Genomic DNA, 16,628 nt, shown 5'->3' on the forward strand with positions numbered 1-16,628 from the left:
TATTAATTTTTATTAATTTGGAGAGAACATGAGCGTACAGGTTAAAGAAATTTCGGAAAAATTATTTTATTCACGACTTTTTGAGTACTTCAAAATCGTTGAAGGAGCGAAAACAAACCCATACGGTGATACAGTGGGTGTGCCGACTATCGGCGTTGGTTTTAATCTTAAAGTTGAAGCGGTGAGAAATGCGGTATTTGCTGCAATGGATATTACCAGCAAAAAAACGATTGCTGCGCTCGAGGCGGTGATAAAAGATACGACAGGAAAAGTTAATAAAGATTTAAGTTCCAATTTTGAAGAAATTTACGGTAAGCCATTCTTAATGGATTCCGACCAAATGTTGACTGCTTTCACAACAATTGCTAAATCCTATGTAGCCACTGCGATCCGTATAACAGGGTTGCCGTTCAGCAACGAGCTACTGGCAGCTACCTCCGCTGCCTTTAACGGGGTAATAGGTCCAAAGTTGGGCGAAGCGGCCCATATCGGAAATCCCGCCAGGGCGAGGGCAGAATCTTGGTTTCAGCTTCGTTATGTTCATAAAAATGAGCTTCATAAGCGTCGATATCTTGATAGTGCCTTTTTTTCCCTTTATAACGACGAGAATAAAGTTACATACAATGATGCAATCGAGGTCATGAAAATGTACTCGAAACATAAGGACGAAGCGGTTGGTGGTAGTGCCAATATGCGCGCATATGACTCTGCGCGAGCACGACAAATTGCTGCGGCAAATCAAGATCTGAACAGTGCATATGATGCTGGTCTCGGCGTTTTAAACGTTAGAAGTATTGATAATGAGCTTATTCCGGCCGCAAATGCCGTTATGAATGAGCTATTCACGAAAAAGAATATTCCCTGGCCCGATGGGGTGCTCCCTACTGATATTACTGTAAGCGAAGACGGTCGAAACTTTATATTAATAGCGCATGATAAAAAAAGGGCCGTGACCGGAACAATGACCGTTACCACCTCAGCTGATGGTTCAGAAGTCGCTACATGGTCTCCTATCACAGGAGAAACAAGACGTAGCAGAGTCGATAGTCAAGGAAAAGTAACGACTGAAAGTTCTAGCGCTGATGGCAAGAAAACTACGTCAGTGACTCAATCTCCAGAATCATTTTCATCTACTAATAAGTTCAAAGGGGAAAAATTGTCCTCTTTTAGTGCAGGGGATAACTCTTCATTTTCATCAAAATATACTTTTCAAGGCGAAAAGTTAACTACTGTGAGTACCGAATTTGATACAGATAAAAAGTTCAAAATAGAGATAGAAAACGAAAATGGACTTGATAATCAAACAAAAATGACCGGTGATCGCTTAGGTAATATATATATTGAGACAAAAATCGGCGATTATCAATCCAAATTGGATTTGCAAGAAAATCTAAATTTTACGGCATCAGGAGCTATTAGCGTTCCGAAAGATGACGTTTACATGATTCGGGATGTAATTGTTACCAGAAAAGATGGAAAAATTAGCCAGCAAACTATATCGCCAGATGGTACCTTTAATAACTGGACATATAATGTTGACGGAACAGCAACTGGACAACTTAACGGTTGGGCATTTCCAGCCGGAGGGGGGCCACTTCAAGAATTTATTACTAGTTGGACTTTTGATGGGAAGAAAACATCATATTCATCGACCATGGGCGATAAAACGACATATACCGAATATATTTCAACTCCATCTTTTATATTTAAAAATGCGTTATTTACAGACATCGGTTATGTCACAATATTCCCTAAAGATGGAGAAGATTACTCGGTCCCGTTTATTTACCTAAAGAAAGATAAGGAAACGGGTCTTATATCTTCGCTAAGCTACAGAAACGGTGACATAAGATTCTATGAGGATTACACATCTATTAGAACAGCCGGCGTCGAACAGGAGCTGTATAAGAATCAATTGTCTGCGTTGAAAAATTCTTTAGATCCAGACTCAATTGAGGATTACACATTTAGCAGAGAAGGTCAGTACGGTATAAAAAATATTGGAGATAATGGATTCATATATCAAAGGAGTGGCAGTAATTACTATGACGTGTCTGTTGTTGAAGTTACAAAAGATGATCCATTTGGACAAAATGGTATCACCTATAGTTGGATAAAGTATAAAGATGGCAATGTAACTTATTACGCAGATGGAACCAGAGAAATTCAAAATGTCGGTGGCGAAACAGTTCGTGTTGATGCTAACGGAAATAAGATATCAACAAGGTACTTGGACGGATATAACTGGAAAACTAACGTATGGGATGACAACGGCGCTCTGATAGTTCGCGACGCTGAGGACAGGTTCCGAGATGGACGTGAAAATTTGACAGGTATAGTGGGAGATAATAACGATAATCTTATTAATGCATCCCCCGGAAATAATATAATCTACGCAGGAGGAGGAAGCGATACTATCGTTTTTACTGATGGGGATGGTATAGATATGGTCGCCAGCAAGGTAGCAGGAGATATAAGAATAAAACTAACAGGAGACCGCACTAAAGATAATGTAAATTTATCAAGAGAAGGTGTTGATTTGAAAGTTTCTCTTGTAGGAACGAGTGATAGTATAACTATTGAAAATTGGTTCACCAATCGTTGGTACAAATACGAGATTGAATTTTCTGATGGTAGCGAATGGATACCGAATTTAGAGAATCATGACCTAAGTTCTTTGGCGACCAACGGCAATGATATAATTAGCGGAAAATCTAGTTTGAGTGCAATAGTGGCTCATGGATTAGATGGGGATGACACACTTCTGGGTTTTTCTGGAAACGATATTTTATATGGAGATGAGGGGAATGATTGGTTAAATGGAGGATCCGGTGATAATGTTCTTTATGGTGGATTAGGCAATGATACGTTTTTTATCGGCGCCAACAGTGGAAACGATATGATTGCTGACTGGCAGGCGGGAAGCAGTGACCAGGACGTATTAAGGTATGCAGAAGGTGTTGAAGTAAAGGACATTGCTATTGGCAGGAACGGCTTCAATCTTTTATTGACAGACACTGATAGTAATAGTTCTGTAACGATAACAAATTATTTTTCGAATAAGAAATCGAAAAATGGCGCCGAAATTAGATTTCATAACGGTAGCATTTTACGCTTCGAAGATATTGTAAGAAGTGTTCCGGCTCCAGCCATTCCTACGAGTGGTAATGATACGCTTTTTGTCGACTATGGCACGGAGATGTCAGGACTAGCTGGTAATGATACGATGATAGGCACTGAAAATAGCGTGATGTTCGGTGGAGACGGGAATGATCAACTTATAAATGATAATAGCATAGATTCCATCATTAATGGTGAGAACGGTGATGATGTGATAATTGCGAGCAACTTAGTACAAGCTTCGTTCAGCGGCGGTGCTGGTAATGATCAAATTATTTTATCTGGTACGGTTATGGAAAGTACTATAAACGGGGACGATGGAGATGATACGTTTATCATAAATAATAAAATTACTGGTTCGTTTCTATTTGGTGGCGATGGTAACGATAATTTCAACATTGTTTCTTCGGAAAATAGTATTCTAAACGCTGGAAATGGCAGTAACTTGATCAACGTTTCACAGTCAAATGGAGATGTCATTTCTTCTGGGGATGATGACGATACGATAAATATTTTATCAGGGAAAAATAGCGTTGTTAATTCGGGATCCGGTAACGACACTATTATAGTGCATATGAATGATGCCAGCATTGATGGTGGCGATGGCGTCGATCACATCACGGTGTATTCTGGCAAGAATAATGTCATAAATGGTGGCGACGGAAATGACTTATTAGAAAGCTATTCAGGAAGTACAAATATAAATGGCGGCTCAGGTGACGATCATATTGTAATTTATGGTGCCAATTCCAAGGTTGAAGGCGGTTCAGGCAACGATACAATTGACGGATCCGGTGAGAGAAATTTTATATATGCTGGATCTGGATCCGATCAAATTAGTTTCTCAGGAAATACAAACTATTTGGATGCCGGTGAAGGGGATGACTCGATTAATTTATCTAGCGGCGATGAAAATACCATTAGTGGAAATTCTGGAAACGACACCATATTATTCGGGGGCGGGAATGCCAACGTGTTTGCTGGGAATGACGGAGACGATAACATTTCCATCGTCGGAGGCATTGGAAACGCAATTTTTGGAGGGGCTGGCAGCGACGTATTGACTAATCAATTAGGGCAGTCTTTGCTAGATGGTGGCAGTGGAAATGATATTTTGCAAGGAAGCGGCGCTGCGGAGTTTTTATACGGGGGGGCTGGTGATGACATCTTATATGCTGGCGATGGCGATGATGTGATTTCGTTTAATATTGGCGATGGGAATGACACGATTTTTTCGATTGGTGGCGAAAAAACTGTTTCTCTAGGTGCCACAACCGATATTAACAAGCTTGCTTTCAAAAAGGACGAGAGAGATCTTATTTTTATTGTTGGCGAACAAGAAAAAATAACTTTTAAAAACTGGTATGATTCTAGCTCATTAAATACAAATATAAAACATCTTCAAATTTTTTCTGAATCAAAAGGAGTCTCCCAGCCAGCCGCTTCGCTGGGGAAAGACAGCATGATGATTTATGATTTTCAGGGCATCGTCAATTATTTCAATGCGTCACGGCATGGAAGCGAGATGAATGATGAGTGGAAATTATCGCAAGCTTTAAGTGAGAATCCAGCACAGGGTGATCTGACAACATTACTAGGCGGTGAAATAGCAACATTTTATGCCTATGGCGGAAACGGGAATGGACTATCCCCGAATACCATCCACAGTGTATTGCAGGACGAAAAATTTGGAAAGCTTCGCTAATATCTGCGATCAACGTGGCTAAACCATATCATTCATGATTTAGCCACGTACCATGGTAATCCCCCCATTTTTAGATCGTGCTAAAAGTAGAGGTTAAGTGTTTAGTTTCGTGTGATCATATTCCTCATCGCAGCATGGCCCTGTTCCGTGCCAGAGCCGTGCTCGGCGAGTTGCTCGGCGGTTTGTCACCGAGATCGTCCCACCGGTTGCAGCACATCGCATAAACTTCGGTCTATGAGCTCACGCATTCATCCTCAAGCCAGCCCCACCTCGAAAATCCGCCAGGAAATCAAGGACTCAGGCCTGTCCGACCGCTAGGCCGCCGAGTTCTTCGATATTAGCTGCACCGCAGCCGCCAAGTGGCTCAAGCGGGACGATGTACCAAACAGTTTGTGCCGAGCCCATACGCTGCATACGCTGGTAACAGCGACGCAGGAGAGCAGCAGCGTGTTGTCACTACTCCAGTTGCTCCGCCTGCCAGATGTCCATCTGTCGTGCCCGTATGCCTATCTACGGAAGATAGGTTTTGGCGCTCCCAATCTACCCTTCAACCCTGTTCTTCTGTATGCTTTTCTAGTTCTGACATGACCCGCATGAAAACGGCGCGTCGTACGGCGTTGAGCTCTGCTCAACGAGAGGGAATATCGGTCTGGGACTCTCGCCATCTAAACGAGCTATTGAGCCGCCATCCGGAAATTGACCGAGACTTTCAGGTTCTACTCGATGCGCATACCACTGCTCGGAGGCCGATTGAACAGCAACTGGCCCTAGACCAAAGAGCACAGGAGCTAATCAGCAGGCTTGAGGTATTGCGTCCAGGCAGAGAAAATTTTAGGGAATTTGAAGACTTATGCGTGGAAATCTTAAACTACGTGTTCATTCCTCACCTAGGCATTCCTTCGGTTCAGAGCAGGAGCGAGGACTGCCTCGATGTGCGCGACGCAGTCTTGCCAATAGCAAGTGATCACACGTTTTGGCAGGAGATCAAACAAATTTGCTCAACCCGGTCCATGATTGCAGAGTTCAAGAACTACTCAGAGCGCATTCGTCAGCGTGAAGTGGAGTCAATCCAGCAGTATCTTTATGCAAAGGCCAGGCGCATGTTCGGAGTTTTGTGTAGTCGCAGCCAACCATCCCAATCCGCAGTGCTGGCTCGACGTCGAGCTTGGATCGAGGCCGACAAACTCATACTGTTCCTGTCCGATGATGAGATAAAGGATCTTATTCGCGCAAAGTCTTATGGCGAAAATCCGACGGACGTTCTCGATGCGCAATTGAAAGAGTTCTTCCTTCGCTTGGCGCCATGAACATAACGATGAACTTATCAGTAACGGACCGGAGGAACTTATATCCGACCGGGCCAGCGGTAGAGCGCCTGCTTCCACGCGCTATAGCGAAACAGTAGGCTACGACAGCCTGGCCCATCATCTGCTTGAAGCGTGCGTTGATATCGAGGATTTTGCGCGCTGGAGGTGGACCTGCCATCACGAGAGGCCAAAGATGGCACTTGGCGGCATCACGCCAAAACAGAGGCTTGCCATAGTCGCTTAACCTCTACTTTTAGAGCGCTCTAAAAATGGGGTGATTACCCCGCCAATCAATAAGCGAGAAAGATCATCATGTTGGATAAGAAGTGGTGGCATAACGCCGTCGTGTATCAGATCTACCCACGTAGTTTTCAAGACAGCAATCACGATGGGGTCGGTGATCTGGCCGGCATCATCGGCAGACTGGACTACCTGCAACATCTGGGAATCAACCTGATCTGGCTGTCGCCAGTGTATCGGTCGCCGATGGACGATAACGGCTATGACATCTCCGACTATCAGGATATCGCCGCTGAATTCGGCACATTGGCCGAGATGGAGCAGTTGATCGCAGAGGCGGCCAAGCGCGACATCCGTATCCTGATGGATCTTGTGGTCAACCACACCTCTGACGAGCATGCTTGGTTCGTCGAGGCGAAGAAATCCAAGGATAGCCCCTACCGTGACTACTACATCTGGCGCAATGCAGGCGCCGATGGCTCCCCGCCCGACCAGCAACGTTCGTTTTTTGGCGGGAGTGCATGGGAATACGATGCCGCCAGCGGGGAATATTACTTCCATCTGTTCTCGAAACGACAGCCGGACCTGAACTGGGAAAATCCGCAGGTGCAGGAAGAGGTGCATCGCATGATGAACTGGTGGTTGGACAAGGGCATCGGCGGCTTCCGCATGGATGTGATCGATCTCATCGGCAAACAGGTCGATCAGCAGATTATCGCCAACGGCGCACAACTGCACCCGCTGCTGCAGCAAATGCACCAAGCGACCTTGGCGGCACGCGATGTATTGTCGGTGGGCGAGACTTGGAGCGCCACCCCGGAGACCGCCAAGCTGTATTCCGACCCGGCGCGTCAGGAGCTGTCGATGGTCTTCCAGTTTGAGCACATCACAATGACCCACGATACCAAGGAGGGGAAATGGAAACCGCGGCCGTTCGATCTGATCGAGTTCAAGCAGGTCATCAGTAAATGGCAGACCGAGCTGGCCGATGCCGGCTGGAATTCGCTGTTCTGGAATAACCACGACCTGCCGCGCGCCGTATCCAAATACGGCGACCCCGGCCGTTACCGAGTCGAGTCGGCCAAGATGCTGGCCACCGCGCTACATTTTCTCAAGGGCACCCCCTACGTCTATCAAGGCGAGGAAATAGGCATGACCAATGTCCGTTTTGATTCCATCGACGACTATCGCGACATCGAATCGCTCAACCTCTACCACGAACGCACGGCCGCCGGCGTGTCACCGGAGACGATGATGGCCGGCATCCACGCCAACGGGCGGGACAATGCACGCACCCCAATGCAGTGGAACAGCACACACAACGCCGGCTTCAGTGGCGGCACGCCATGGCTAAAGCTGAATCCCAACTACCCCGAGATCAACGTCGCGGCCGCGCTGGAACAACCCGATTCGATCTTCTTCCACTACCAGAAGCTGATCGCACTGCGCAAACACTGGGACGTCATGGTTTACGGGAAATACCTGCCATTGCTGGAGCAGCACCCGCAGGTATTCGCCTACCGTCGCAGCTTGGGGAGCCAACAGCTCGTTGTCGTCAACAATTTCTCCGGCGAACACGTCGAACTGGATCTGCCGGCAATGCTGCACGGCATTGCCGGGCAAGGCTTGATCAGCAACTATGCCCAACGTGACAACTGGACCGACCACCTCAGCCTGCAGCCATACGAATCGTTTGCTATCGCTTATGTGTGTGAGGCGGGGCGCGGGTAAAGCGTTGTTGTGCAATCACATCGAGTCGCGCGATCGCATGAGTAAATGGCGCTGGGTGGTCGAACGCACACTGGGCTGGCTGCACCGCTTCCGCCGCCTGCGTACATGCGGAAACCAAGAAGTTAGCTGACGGTCTCGATGTGCCATCCCTTTGAAACTAGAGCGTTACGTACCTTTTGCGACACCCTGCTCTCATTGGCGGCAACGCATAGATGTCGAGGTCCGATGTAGCTGATAGCCCATCAGGCCTTCAGCTTATCAAGTTGATCTGCGCTGGGTGCATGAAAATCAGTCCGCGTGCCAAATGACGTCAAGGTACCGGCATCCATCGCGAAGGCCGTGGTGTGATACAGGCTCCCTCCGAATCCACCTCTAGAGACGCCAAAATCTTGGCCTGCATACACGTTCTTCTCGCCGGCCAGCACCCATACGGGTTCTAGACCAGCGCTCGCAAGCTTGTTCAGGAAGTAGTCTCTGGATACGACGCCAGCTCCTGACCCGCGCGAACGCAGTGAGGGGTCCTGCCAACGAAGAGTGCCGCCGACGTCGACGTACTCCGGAGCCTTGCCGCTTCGCAGGTGCAGATCCAGCATATTGATGACGCCTGATGAGGGCAGGTAGAGCGAGAAACCGTCGTCAACCGAATTGTCGTTACCGTTGCCTTCAACGTTCAGTGATTCCACGATGCCGGCATACGGTATTTTGATGCCAGCCCTGATGTTCTGTTCCAGCTCGATTTGCTGTGTATCGCGCCACCCATGCTCTCCCAAGAAGGGGCTCAGGGAGTCGCTTTCCCACAAACGAGACGCGTCGCCACGGTGCCTGCCGAGCAGTTCCTTTGCTAGCTGGGGACCGTTGCCTAGAGCGGTGACCAAGCAGCAGATGCGCGACCAGGCATCCGCATGCGTCCGCCGACCCTGGCCCGGCACGATCCAGCGACGAAAACCGTAGACAGTCAGCCAACGTTCGCCGTCGGGGCTGGTCACATCGATTTGACCGACTTCGTTGCACAGGTCGCTCTCTACGTGCAACCATGCCAGGAGCAGGTCGGTATCGCCAGACGGTAGTCGGGGTGCCGATGGAGTCCACCATGTGACCGGTGCAGATTGCCAGCCTGTTTCGAGGGTGCTTCGAACGAGCAGCGACGGGTCCAGGTCTCTCTTCATGTCGCGGCCTCGAGGGCCTGGCTCGAATACCCTGAGCCTGCCTTCGTCGCCCCAAGAACATATCGCGAGGTTGTCAGTCATACGGGCTGCAGCCTCTGCGAGCGCGATATATTGGTACTTCTTGCCGATGCGCTCCACTCGATGCTTACCCATACGGTCGTGGCTGATATTACCGCCCCTCTCGAACTGCTCGAAGAGCTCCTCGGTCCACCCGAGCTGATGCGCTCGCTCGCAAATCCATCGTCGTACAGGGCCATAGTCGGGCTCCGGCGGGCGCCTGTTGTCATCGCTCATCCGCGTTGATTCAAGAAGGAAGTGCTCGGCGAATTCGGCGTATTCGGTGCGCAACGCCTCCGACAGCGCCTCCTGGAAGACATCGTTGGCTCTCCCGACCTCGGCCAATAGGCGCTCGGACTCCCGCCTGCTCGCTGCGCTGAAGGAGCCGCGCATGGGCCGCAGCCGGTAATCGACCGTCAGCCGGCGCAGCGCAAGGTAGGCTTCTGCCTGCTCGGTGGTCACCTTGTCCATGAGCGCGTCCTGCCAGTGTTCGAAGAGTTCCTTCGTAGTGCTGCCAGCATGAGTGCGCGGCGCGTCTATGATGCCGTGCAGCCAGTTGCGCAAAGTGTAGTTGCCGAAGTCACCGTGTTGGTCCGTGGAAGAGCAAATCGAATCGCCGTAGCCGCGGTCTCGGTACTTATTAAGGTCCTCGTCCGTCACAGGTTCCAGCGGCCAGGCTGACTTGAACTTTGCCCTACATGCATCGAGGTTGATCTGCGTGGGCAGCTCCCCGGCAGCTTGGGCATAGAGTAGGACACCAAAGGCGTAGTCGCGAGCCATGAGGTTAAGCGGCGGCTGCTTACCTTCAGTAAAGTAGTTTTTCCAGACAGATGCGGCGAGCACACCGCAACGTGTTCGGTCCGTGCCCTGCATTGCCGCGCCGTAGCAGGCAGCGAGAAGGCGTTCTGTGATGTATGGGTCGTCGACGCCGGCAAATTGGTCCACGAGCGCAGCAGCGTGACCGAGCTTACAGGACAGGAGGTTCACGAGGGCCTTGGTGGCGCGGTCACGAACGGCCCGGTTGCTGGTAGACAAGAACCAGGTCAGCGTGACCGTCGCGAGCCGGAGACATTTCTCGTCGACTTCGCTGGCGTCGGCCTCCCAAGCCCAGTCGATGAGCGAGGCGACGGCACCGCCCTCGTCCAGGTCATCTACGGCCAGGAACACCGACCACACAGCGTCCCTCTGCGGCATTGGACCCGGCCACAGTTTGTTGTGTAGCCAGTTGGCATTGAACAAATTCTCAGGCTCGGTGCTTACGAGCAGCATCAAGCCGTAGGCCGAGCGGCCAGTGACCTCGCAGAGCTTGTCTACCCATCCGGCCGTCCGGCTTGTGAACGCCGTCGGGCTTCGCCACGCCAGCGAACTCTCAAAAGCGTCGAGGAGAGACGGGTCGTCGATGGCCTCCTCGGACAAGACATCGAAGATTTCGAGGTTGAACTCCTCCGGCAGTTGCACTGCCAGTGCCTCGATGACCCCGGCAAACCGCCAGCTTTCATACGGCTCGAAGTAAGCGGCCAGCGGCGCGCGCCGGAACGAGCCATCTACGTCTGTGCGGTCGATCTGGCTGATGAGCCGTTTGGCACGTAGGTGGTCCGACAATCGTTCGAACGTGAATCGGATGATTTCTTCTTGGGAGCCGTCTGGCTGCCACTCGACGTCCTGCGTGAGCACGCCTTCAGACAGGAAGGCTGAAAAGAGGCTACGCTCCGTATAGCCGCCCGAGCTGTGAACGCTTTCCAGCAGCGTGATGGTGTCTTCCATGGACAGGCTTCCGCCGTCGCCCTGGACCGCGCACGCTTCCAGGAACTGCTCCAACGCCTTGCGCGGAATCGTCAGCTCGGGGATGAGCTTCAGCTCCCTCTGGACTTTGTTCGCCACTGCGGTCAGGTAGAAGTCGAAGATGGCGGTGACGCCGTCCATACCCTTGGGTAGTTGCTTCAGACCCTCGGCGTCGAGATACTCGCAGCAGGTTCGAAGGAACAGTGGGTTCTCGAACTCCCTGGCCAGGTTCGGAGAGCTGGGTCGCGCGATGCCACGTCGGTCGAGGTAGGCCTTTGCTGCGGCGCCAGCGTGGCCTGCGAAACCGGGATGCACGACGCGCGCGAGCTCCTTAAGCGGGAGGAAGCGGAAGTAGGTGCTGCGAATGGTCAACACCAGTGCCAGCCGAGGGAACTTCTGTACCAGCCGGATGAACCCGGACAAGCGCGTCTCCCAAAGCGCGATGCCATGTCGCTCGTTGAGGGCATCTATGGCCAGTACTGCCCTGCAATCAGCGGCCTCTGCTGCGGCGTCGAGCGCGCCGAGGAAGTTGACGTTGGTGACTTGGGCCAAATCAAGCTGACCACGGATTTGCTCCCAGGGGTCCCCATCGGTGAGGCTTCCGCTGAGGATCAGGATGAAGGGACAAGCTGCCTCAAGCTGCTTGTGTCCGAAGTCAGCGACGAGGTGGGATTTGCCGATGCCGCCTGGGCCCGAGATGACCAGTTCCCGCTTGTTCATGAGCTGCCAGCGCTCGCTCGCAATCTCATCGCGGACACGGTCGACCGCCGAGTAGAGGTCGAAGAGGTCCTTGCGAGGGAGGTAACGGCTCTTGTCGGAAACCTTGTCTTGGACCTCGGCCAGTGCTTCGGAGATGCTGTCGATGGCTGCGACCGCTAAGGCCGCCCAGCTCTCCAGCGGCACCGATGCCTCCAACGCTGCGGGAGGTGCACCAAGGCTTTGCAGAAGCAGTTCGCAGGTGTGTCGTACTCGGTCGGTAATCGTCAACAGCTTTTCGCGCGACAAGCTACCGGACGCTCCGTCCATCTTGTACGTAATCTCGGCAGCCCAGGTCGCGGGCATCGCGAGTAGTTCTGGATCGCGAGCCACCGCTTGCAAGGCCTGCTGGATGGGCAGCTCCACGTGACTTTCGGGGCTGTAGCGTTCACCCAGATTGTGGCGCTGTACGTCGAGCTTGTCGCGGAACCAAGCCGAGCTGAACTTGACCGAATCGAACCAGTAGCGTGCCCGTCCAGAGTACATGGGGTCGTCGCGCCCAAGGCGCTCGCCGACGCTGGACGCGCTCCAGAGTTCGATTTCGATGGTGCGCCCGCTGGCTGCTGCGTCGTTGACGCCTTTCTTGCGCCACCTCTCATAGCGCTGAACTTCGCTGGCCTTCCTGCCCGACCGGTTGTCACGCAGGTCAACGGGCAGGCACACGACGAATTTCGTCAGCTGTGGATGGGCGCTAAGGGCTCGCTTCAACGAATCGGCCAGGTCACCTACTTGTCCGTCCTCGAAACCGCCGATGAAGTATTTCGCTTGCCAGCCAACTTCGTGACCGTCCGCATAGGCTCGGTAGCACTCGAGCCCTTGGTCTGCCCCTGGGCCCTTACGGATGAACCGAGAGCCCGCCGCCGGGTCTTCCAGGGCTGCCAGCTGACAGCAGAGTTCTTCGAAGCCGCCGTTCTGAGTTCCTCGATGTTCCCGAATACGTCTAAAGTCCAAGTTCAACGCCAACACTGCCTCCATTTATTTTTCGGCGCTATCCAAACTCAGCTATGACCGCCGTTCCAGCGATCGCTTACGCTGCAAAGTAGAAGCTAGAGTTAACCTACGTAAAGTCCGCTCTTGGCCGTTAGCCGCCCAAGAGCATAACAAGTTACCAATCAGAAAAACTCACGCATTGTCACAGGCTTGTGCGAAAGTCCGCTTGGGGCGAAAGCCATCTGTCAGAATCGAGTCGCTGCAGCCATCAACTCTAGTGGCGATAGCCAGGCCGATCTGGAAACGACCTTGCTCAACTATTTAAAGCTTTACAAACACCACATTCCACACCGGGCCATCGGCGCAAAAACGCCATCCAGGCGCTCAAGGAATGGCAACACAAGAAGCCGGGCCTATTCGTGAAGCGCACTTATGATCAAACGGGACTGGACACCTAGTCATATGCACAGTGCTATTCCTATCCGTAAGAATAATGCATACGCTGTGTCTAGTGAATCAGGGGGCTATTTCACCTGTCGGCTTACCATCTCACCTTCTTGTGTTTGAGGGATTCACGAACATTGAGCTGCCGCGACGTGAAAGTTGGTGGGCAATCTTCGTCAGTCAATTCTTTAGCGAAGCCATACGAAGGCCTATGTGAAATAGAGCTGCAATCGGGCGACACGATTCGAATCGAATCTTCCCACTGGGCATTCCGTACAGAGAGCGCATAGGCCGGTTTTCGGCAGCTACAGGCTTGGTGTGCTTTGCGGGATAGGTGAACGCTGACGACTGCGCGACGCTGCTTTTGGAATCATCCCCTTCGGCTAGCGAAATTTCGCTAGTTGCATTTCTCGTTTTTCCGCAACATCTTCAGGCGCTCGGTTGCAGCGAGCAGGTGCATTGCTTCGGCGCGCGCTAGGAACGAGCAGGCGCGCTCGTATGAAGGATTAGGCTCGGTGCTCCAGACGAGGCCCGCGCCATACAGCGCCGCAGCCTGCTGGTAGTAAAAGCTCGGCGGTAGCACTTGTGCGGCCCGCTGGAAATAGATGCGGGCGCGCGGCAGGTCGACCTCGCTGCCGTGACTGCCGTGAAGGTAGACCGACGGCACCCGGATCGCGTAGGTGGCGTCGTTGAGAAAAAAGGACATCAGGCCATCGTTTTTTGCGGACGTGTTGTTGTATTTTTCTTGTACCGCTTTCCATTTGGCTACTTGGTCGCGCAGCAGCGCCAGTTGCTTGGGGACTTCCTGGATGCTTGGGCCCAGCACTTTGCGCTCCTGCGCGCTTAGGTACTTGTCGAAGTTGGCGATGGCGAAACTGAGTGTCTTGAGCAGACGGTCGAACGGCAGCGGATGGTCGAATGACGCAAATTCGGTCTGTGCAGGTTCGTGCATGATGTGATTTGCAGCCAGCAGGAACTGGAGCATGCCGGCAACCGGAAATGTCTTTCTGCGCGCGAGCAAGTCAAGCGCCGCCGCGTCCGCCTTCTGTTCCAACTTGTTAACCTCGTCCGCCGCCATTTTGTCCATGGAGATGGGGTCGCCAGCAAACGCGTGAGCAAACTCATGGGCCAGCAGGAAGGTGAGCAAACCAGTACGGCATGCCGCGACCTGCAGATTGTCATCGGCAGCGCCGTACAGGCCGCGGTAATCGGTCTTGCTGTCCACCCGTTCCAGGTAGGCGCGCGCTGAGAGAAAGAATGGTCCGAAGGCTTCGGCCTCCGCCAAGTAGCTGCTGTAGCCTTGCAGAAGGTGTGCTTTGTTGACGTTGGGGGATGAAAGCAGCCGCACGTATTCGACCATGGTGCACGCCTCCTGGGCCCGGATGTGCACGCCCAGCGACATCTCGATTTCTCCGCTGGACGATATCCGAACCTTCATCGCGCCGGTGTCGGCCTTGAGCAAGGTCAGCTTCAAGCTCTTGGCCTTGGCCAGCTCTGGCGCAGTCATGACGCTTTGCAGCTCGCCCCAAGTCCAGGCAAGTTCGCCATCTACGGACTCGGAGTAGGTGCTTGCACGGCAGACGCCAGCCCACGCCAGCAACATCACTGCGCCAACTGCTTTGACGCTGATCATTGCGCTTTTCCTTGAGGTACGGTGACGACAGCCGCAGTTTTGCCGTCCACGATATGCTCGAGCGTGAACTTACCGGAGAATCGATCGAACTTCGCCACAAATTTGTCGTTCGGCTTATTGGCCATGTTGCCGAGCGCGGAGAGTAGTAGTGCCTGGTCCTGGTCCGAGTATTTTTCCGGGTACTTGGAAGCATAGTTCAAAAACTCGCGAATGACCGCGAAGGCGGGGTCACCTTCCCCAATGCCCGAAAAGCTGCTTTGCCCGAACTGCTCGACTGCCCATTGATAGAGCGAGGCGTAGAACGAGCATACCGGTTTACCCTCGTTGAAGGCGACAATATCGGCGCCGAGGGCCACGTCACATAGCATTTGGCGTTGTTTCTTGGCGGGGTTGCCGGGCTCGTCGGTACACTCGGGCTGGCCGAAAAGCTCTCCTCCTTCCAGACAGCGACCGTAGCAAATGTCATGCTTCTTGCACGAGTCCTCGAACTGACAGTACCCCAGCAGCGCCTTGTTGGGAACCAGCTTGCTGCTCCACCCGTCCGCCGCCCCGCAGCCGTTAGTCCGCAGACCGGGAAGTAGCGTGTCTTGGGCCAGCGCCGGTGATTGTGGGAAGCCGAGGGTGAGCGCCATCAAGCAGCTATACAGGAGATGTTTGAGATGTTTCATGGGGCCCCTAAAAGTGTTTATTTTGCAATTCCTTGCCCATTATAAGTAAGCCGGAATGCTTTGTGGTAACTACTATCAAATAAACAACATATTTTTGATTTCAAGGCGGCAGGTAGCGATCATTGGGGCGCCAACAGAATTTGGAAAAAATAGTACGCTAAGGATTTCCGCCGGTCCGAAGCGGACGGAGTTTTCCCTCTTCAAGGTTCCGGCTTTGCTGCCAAACATAGCCACCGGTTAGATTGATGTGTTCCCAACCCAACGGCGACAGGTATATCAGTATGCCGTCGTCGGGCCGCTTGCCGGCTTCGCGCAGGGCCCACGTCGTCCGTTCAAGGTATACGATATCGCACAGCACTATGGCGGCCATCACCAGGTTCAATTCGCTGGTGCGGTAGCGCTAATGCTCGAAGCTCCTGTCCCTGATCTTCCCGAGCCGGTGAATGAAGACTGCCCGGGTCAATACGTTGATCTTGCCGTTGTGTGTCTTTCCGCAAAAAGTACGCTATCGAGGGACAGGCCCGGTAGAATCGGCGGCAAGCTATAGCTGTCGCTGAAGTCTGGACGCTGGCCGCTTCTGATCCGAGAGACAGGAAAATCGCGCAACAGCAAATACTGATTCGAAAGCCGCGCGCTGGTGCGTGCGTGACGGTTTCAGCCAGTGCGAAGGTCCGCAATGGGGCCAGGCTGTGTGAAACTCCAAATCTCAAAATATTCGTGGGAAGGATTACCATTCCCAACACCGAGAAAACAGCGTAGCACGCGTTTTGATAGGCCGATTTTTGAAGGACCAGAATTTTTCTGCATTTTTACACAGCCTGGGGCGGAAGCGGACGGTGCCGTTGAATCGCACGAGTAGCTCAGACTCGTCTGATTCATAGTTCTTGAAGGATGAGAAACCGATGGATCGTGGTAGGGGCTTGGGCGCCCTGCCAGGCGCCTGGTGTGCGATCTCGCGGCTGCCTGATCCACCGGCGAGGTCGGATCTGGCCGGTCTATCTCCCCTGCCCTGCACGGACTCCTCCCGCGCTCAAGCAAAAGCAGGCCTTCCCTAGCCGCAACCGCCGGCGAAGGATGGTTTATCCGATC

The 16,628-nt window shown here is 52.5% G+C and carries 6 protein-coding genes and 3 pseudogenes; 5 read left to right on the forward strand and 4 right to left on the reverse strand.

All coding sequences use genetic code 11. From position 1 onward, the window contains the following. Positions 1–28 precede the first annotated feature (28 nt). From ACQ4WY_RS25590 to ACQ4WY_RS25605, 4 genes and pseudogenes are all read left to right on the forward strand, one after another. A complete protein-coding gene (locus ACQ4WY_RS25590; RefSeq protein ID WP_436506498.1) occupies positions 29–4,825 on the forward strand; it encodes a calcium-binding protein in 4,797 nt (1,598 codons plus the stop codon). A 234-nt stretch (positions 4,826–5,059) separates the two neighbouring features. Beyond that, positions 5,060–5,305, forward strand: a pseudogene (locus tag ACQ4WY_RS25595) (IS481 family transposase); the annotation flags it as partial. A gap of 104 nt (positions 5,306–5,409) precedes the next feature. Next, positions 5,410–6,132, forward strand: coding sequence for a hypothetical protein (locus tag ACQ4WY_RS25600; protein WP_436506499.1), 723 nt, complete (start codon positions 5,410–5,412; stop codon positions 6,130–6,132). Between the two features lie 312 nt (positions 6,133–6,444). Then, positions 6,445–8,103, forward strand: coding sequence for a glycoside hydrolase family 13 protein (locus tag ACQ4WY_RS25605; RefSeq protein WP_436506501.1), 1,659 nt, complete (start codon positions 6,445–6,447; stop codon positions 8,101–8,103). 242 nt (positions 8,104–8,345) lie between these two features. Here ACQ4WY_RS25605 and ACQ4WY_RS25610 read toward each other — a convergent pair whose 3' ends face one another. After that, positions 8,346–12,827 carry a hypothetical protein gene (locus ACQ4WY_RS25610; RefSeq protein ID WP_436506502.1) on the reverse strand — a complete coding sequence of 1,494 codons (4,482 nt, stop codon included), beginning with the start codon at positions 12,825–12,827 and terminating at the stop codon, positions 8,346–8,348. Between the two features lie 249 nt (positions 12,828–13,076). Here ACQ4WY_RS25610 and ACQ4WY_RS25615 point away from each other — a divergent pair. Next, positions 13,077–13,252: pseudogene (locus ACQ4WY_RS25615) on the forward strand (IS481 family transposase); the annotation flags it as partial. Between the two features lie 383 nt (positions 13,253–13,635). On the opposite strand, the gene ACQ4WY_RS25620 reads toward ACQ4WY_RS25615, so the two are convergent. The 3 genes and pseudogenes from ACQ4WY_RS25620 to ACQ4WY_RS25630 all read right to left on the reverse strand — a co-directional run. Then, positions 13,636–14,871 carry a hypothetical protein gene (locus ACQ4WY_RS25620; RefSeq protein ID WP_436506503.1) on the reverse strand — a complete coding sequence of 412 codons (1,236 nt, stop codon included), beginning with the start codon at positions 14,869–14,871 and terminating at the stop codon, positions 13,636–13,638. Continuing rightward, positions 14,868–15,539: a hypothetical protein gene (locus ACQ4WY_RS25625; RefSeq protein WP_436506504.1), complete on the reverse strand. Its 672-nt coding sequence runs from the start codon at positions 15,537–15,539 to the stop codon at positions 14,868–14,870. The genes ACQ4WY_RS25620 and ACQ4WY_RS25625 overlap by 4 nt, the downstream gene beginning before the upstream one ends. A gap of 157 nt (positions 15,540–15,696) precedes the next feature. Then, a pseudogene (locus tag ACQ4WY_RS25630) lies at positions 15,697–16,008 on the reverse strand (Tn3 family transposase); the annotation flags it as partial. Positions 16,009–16,628 lie beyond the last annotated feature (620 nt).

This window comes from Janthinobacterium salmonicoloratum (genome assembly GCF_051380845.1).
In the GTDB taxonomy this organism is placed as follows: domain Bacteria; phylum Pseudomonadota; class Gammaproteobacteria; order Burkholderiales; family Burkholderiaceae_D; genus Janthinobacterium; species Janthinobacterium lividum_F.

Bases quoted from the DNA above. Each gene is read 5' to 3' on its own strand.
- ACQ4WY_RS25620 (WP_436506503.1), bottom strand. From the start codon at position 14,871: ATGATCAGCGTCAAAGCAGTTGGCGCAGTGATGTTGCTGGCGTGGGCT.
- ACQ4WY_RS25625 (WP_436506504.1), bottom strand. From the start codon at position 15,539: ATGAAACATCTCAAACATCTCCTGTATAGCTGCTTGATGGCGCTCACC.
- ACQ4WY_RS25590 (WP_436506498.1), top strand. From the start codon at position 29: ATGAGCGTACAGGTTAAAGAAATTTCGGAAAAATTATTTTATTCACGA.
- ACQ4WY_RS25600 (WP_436506499.1), top strand. From the start codon at position 5,410: ATGACCCGCATGAAAACGGCGCGTCGTACGGCGTTGAGCTCTGCTCAA.
- ACQ4WY_RS25605 (WP_436506501.1), top strand. From the start codon at position 6,445: ATGTTGGATAAGAAGTGGTGGCATAACGCCGTCGTGTATCAGATCTAC.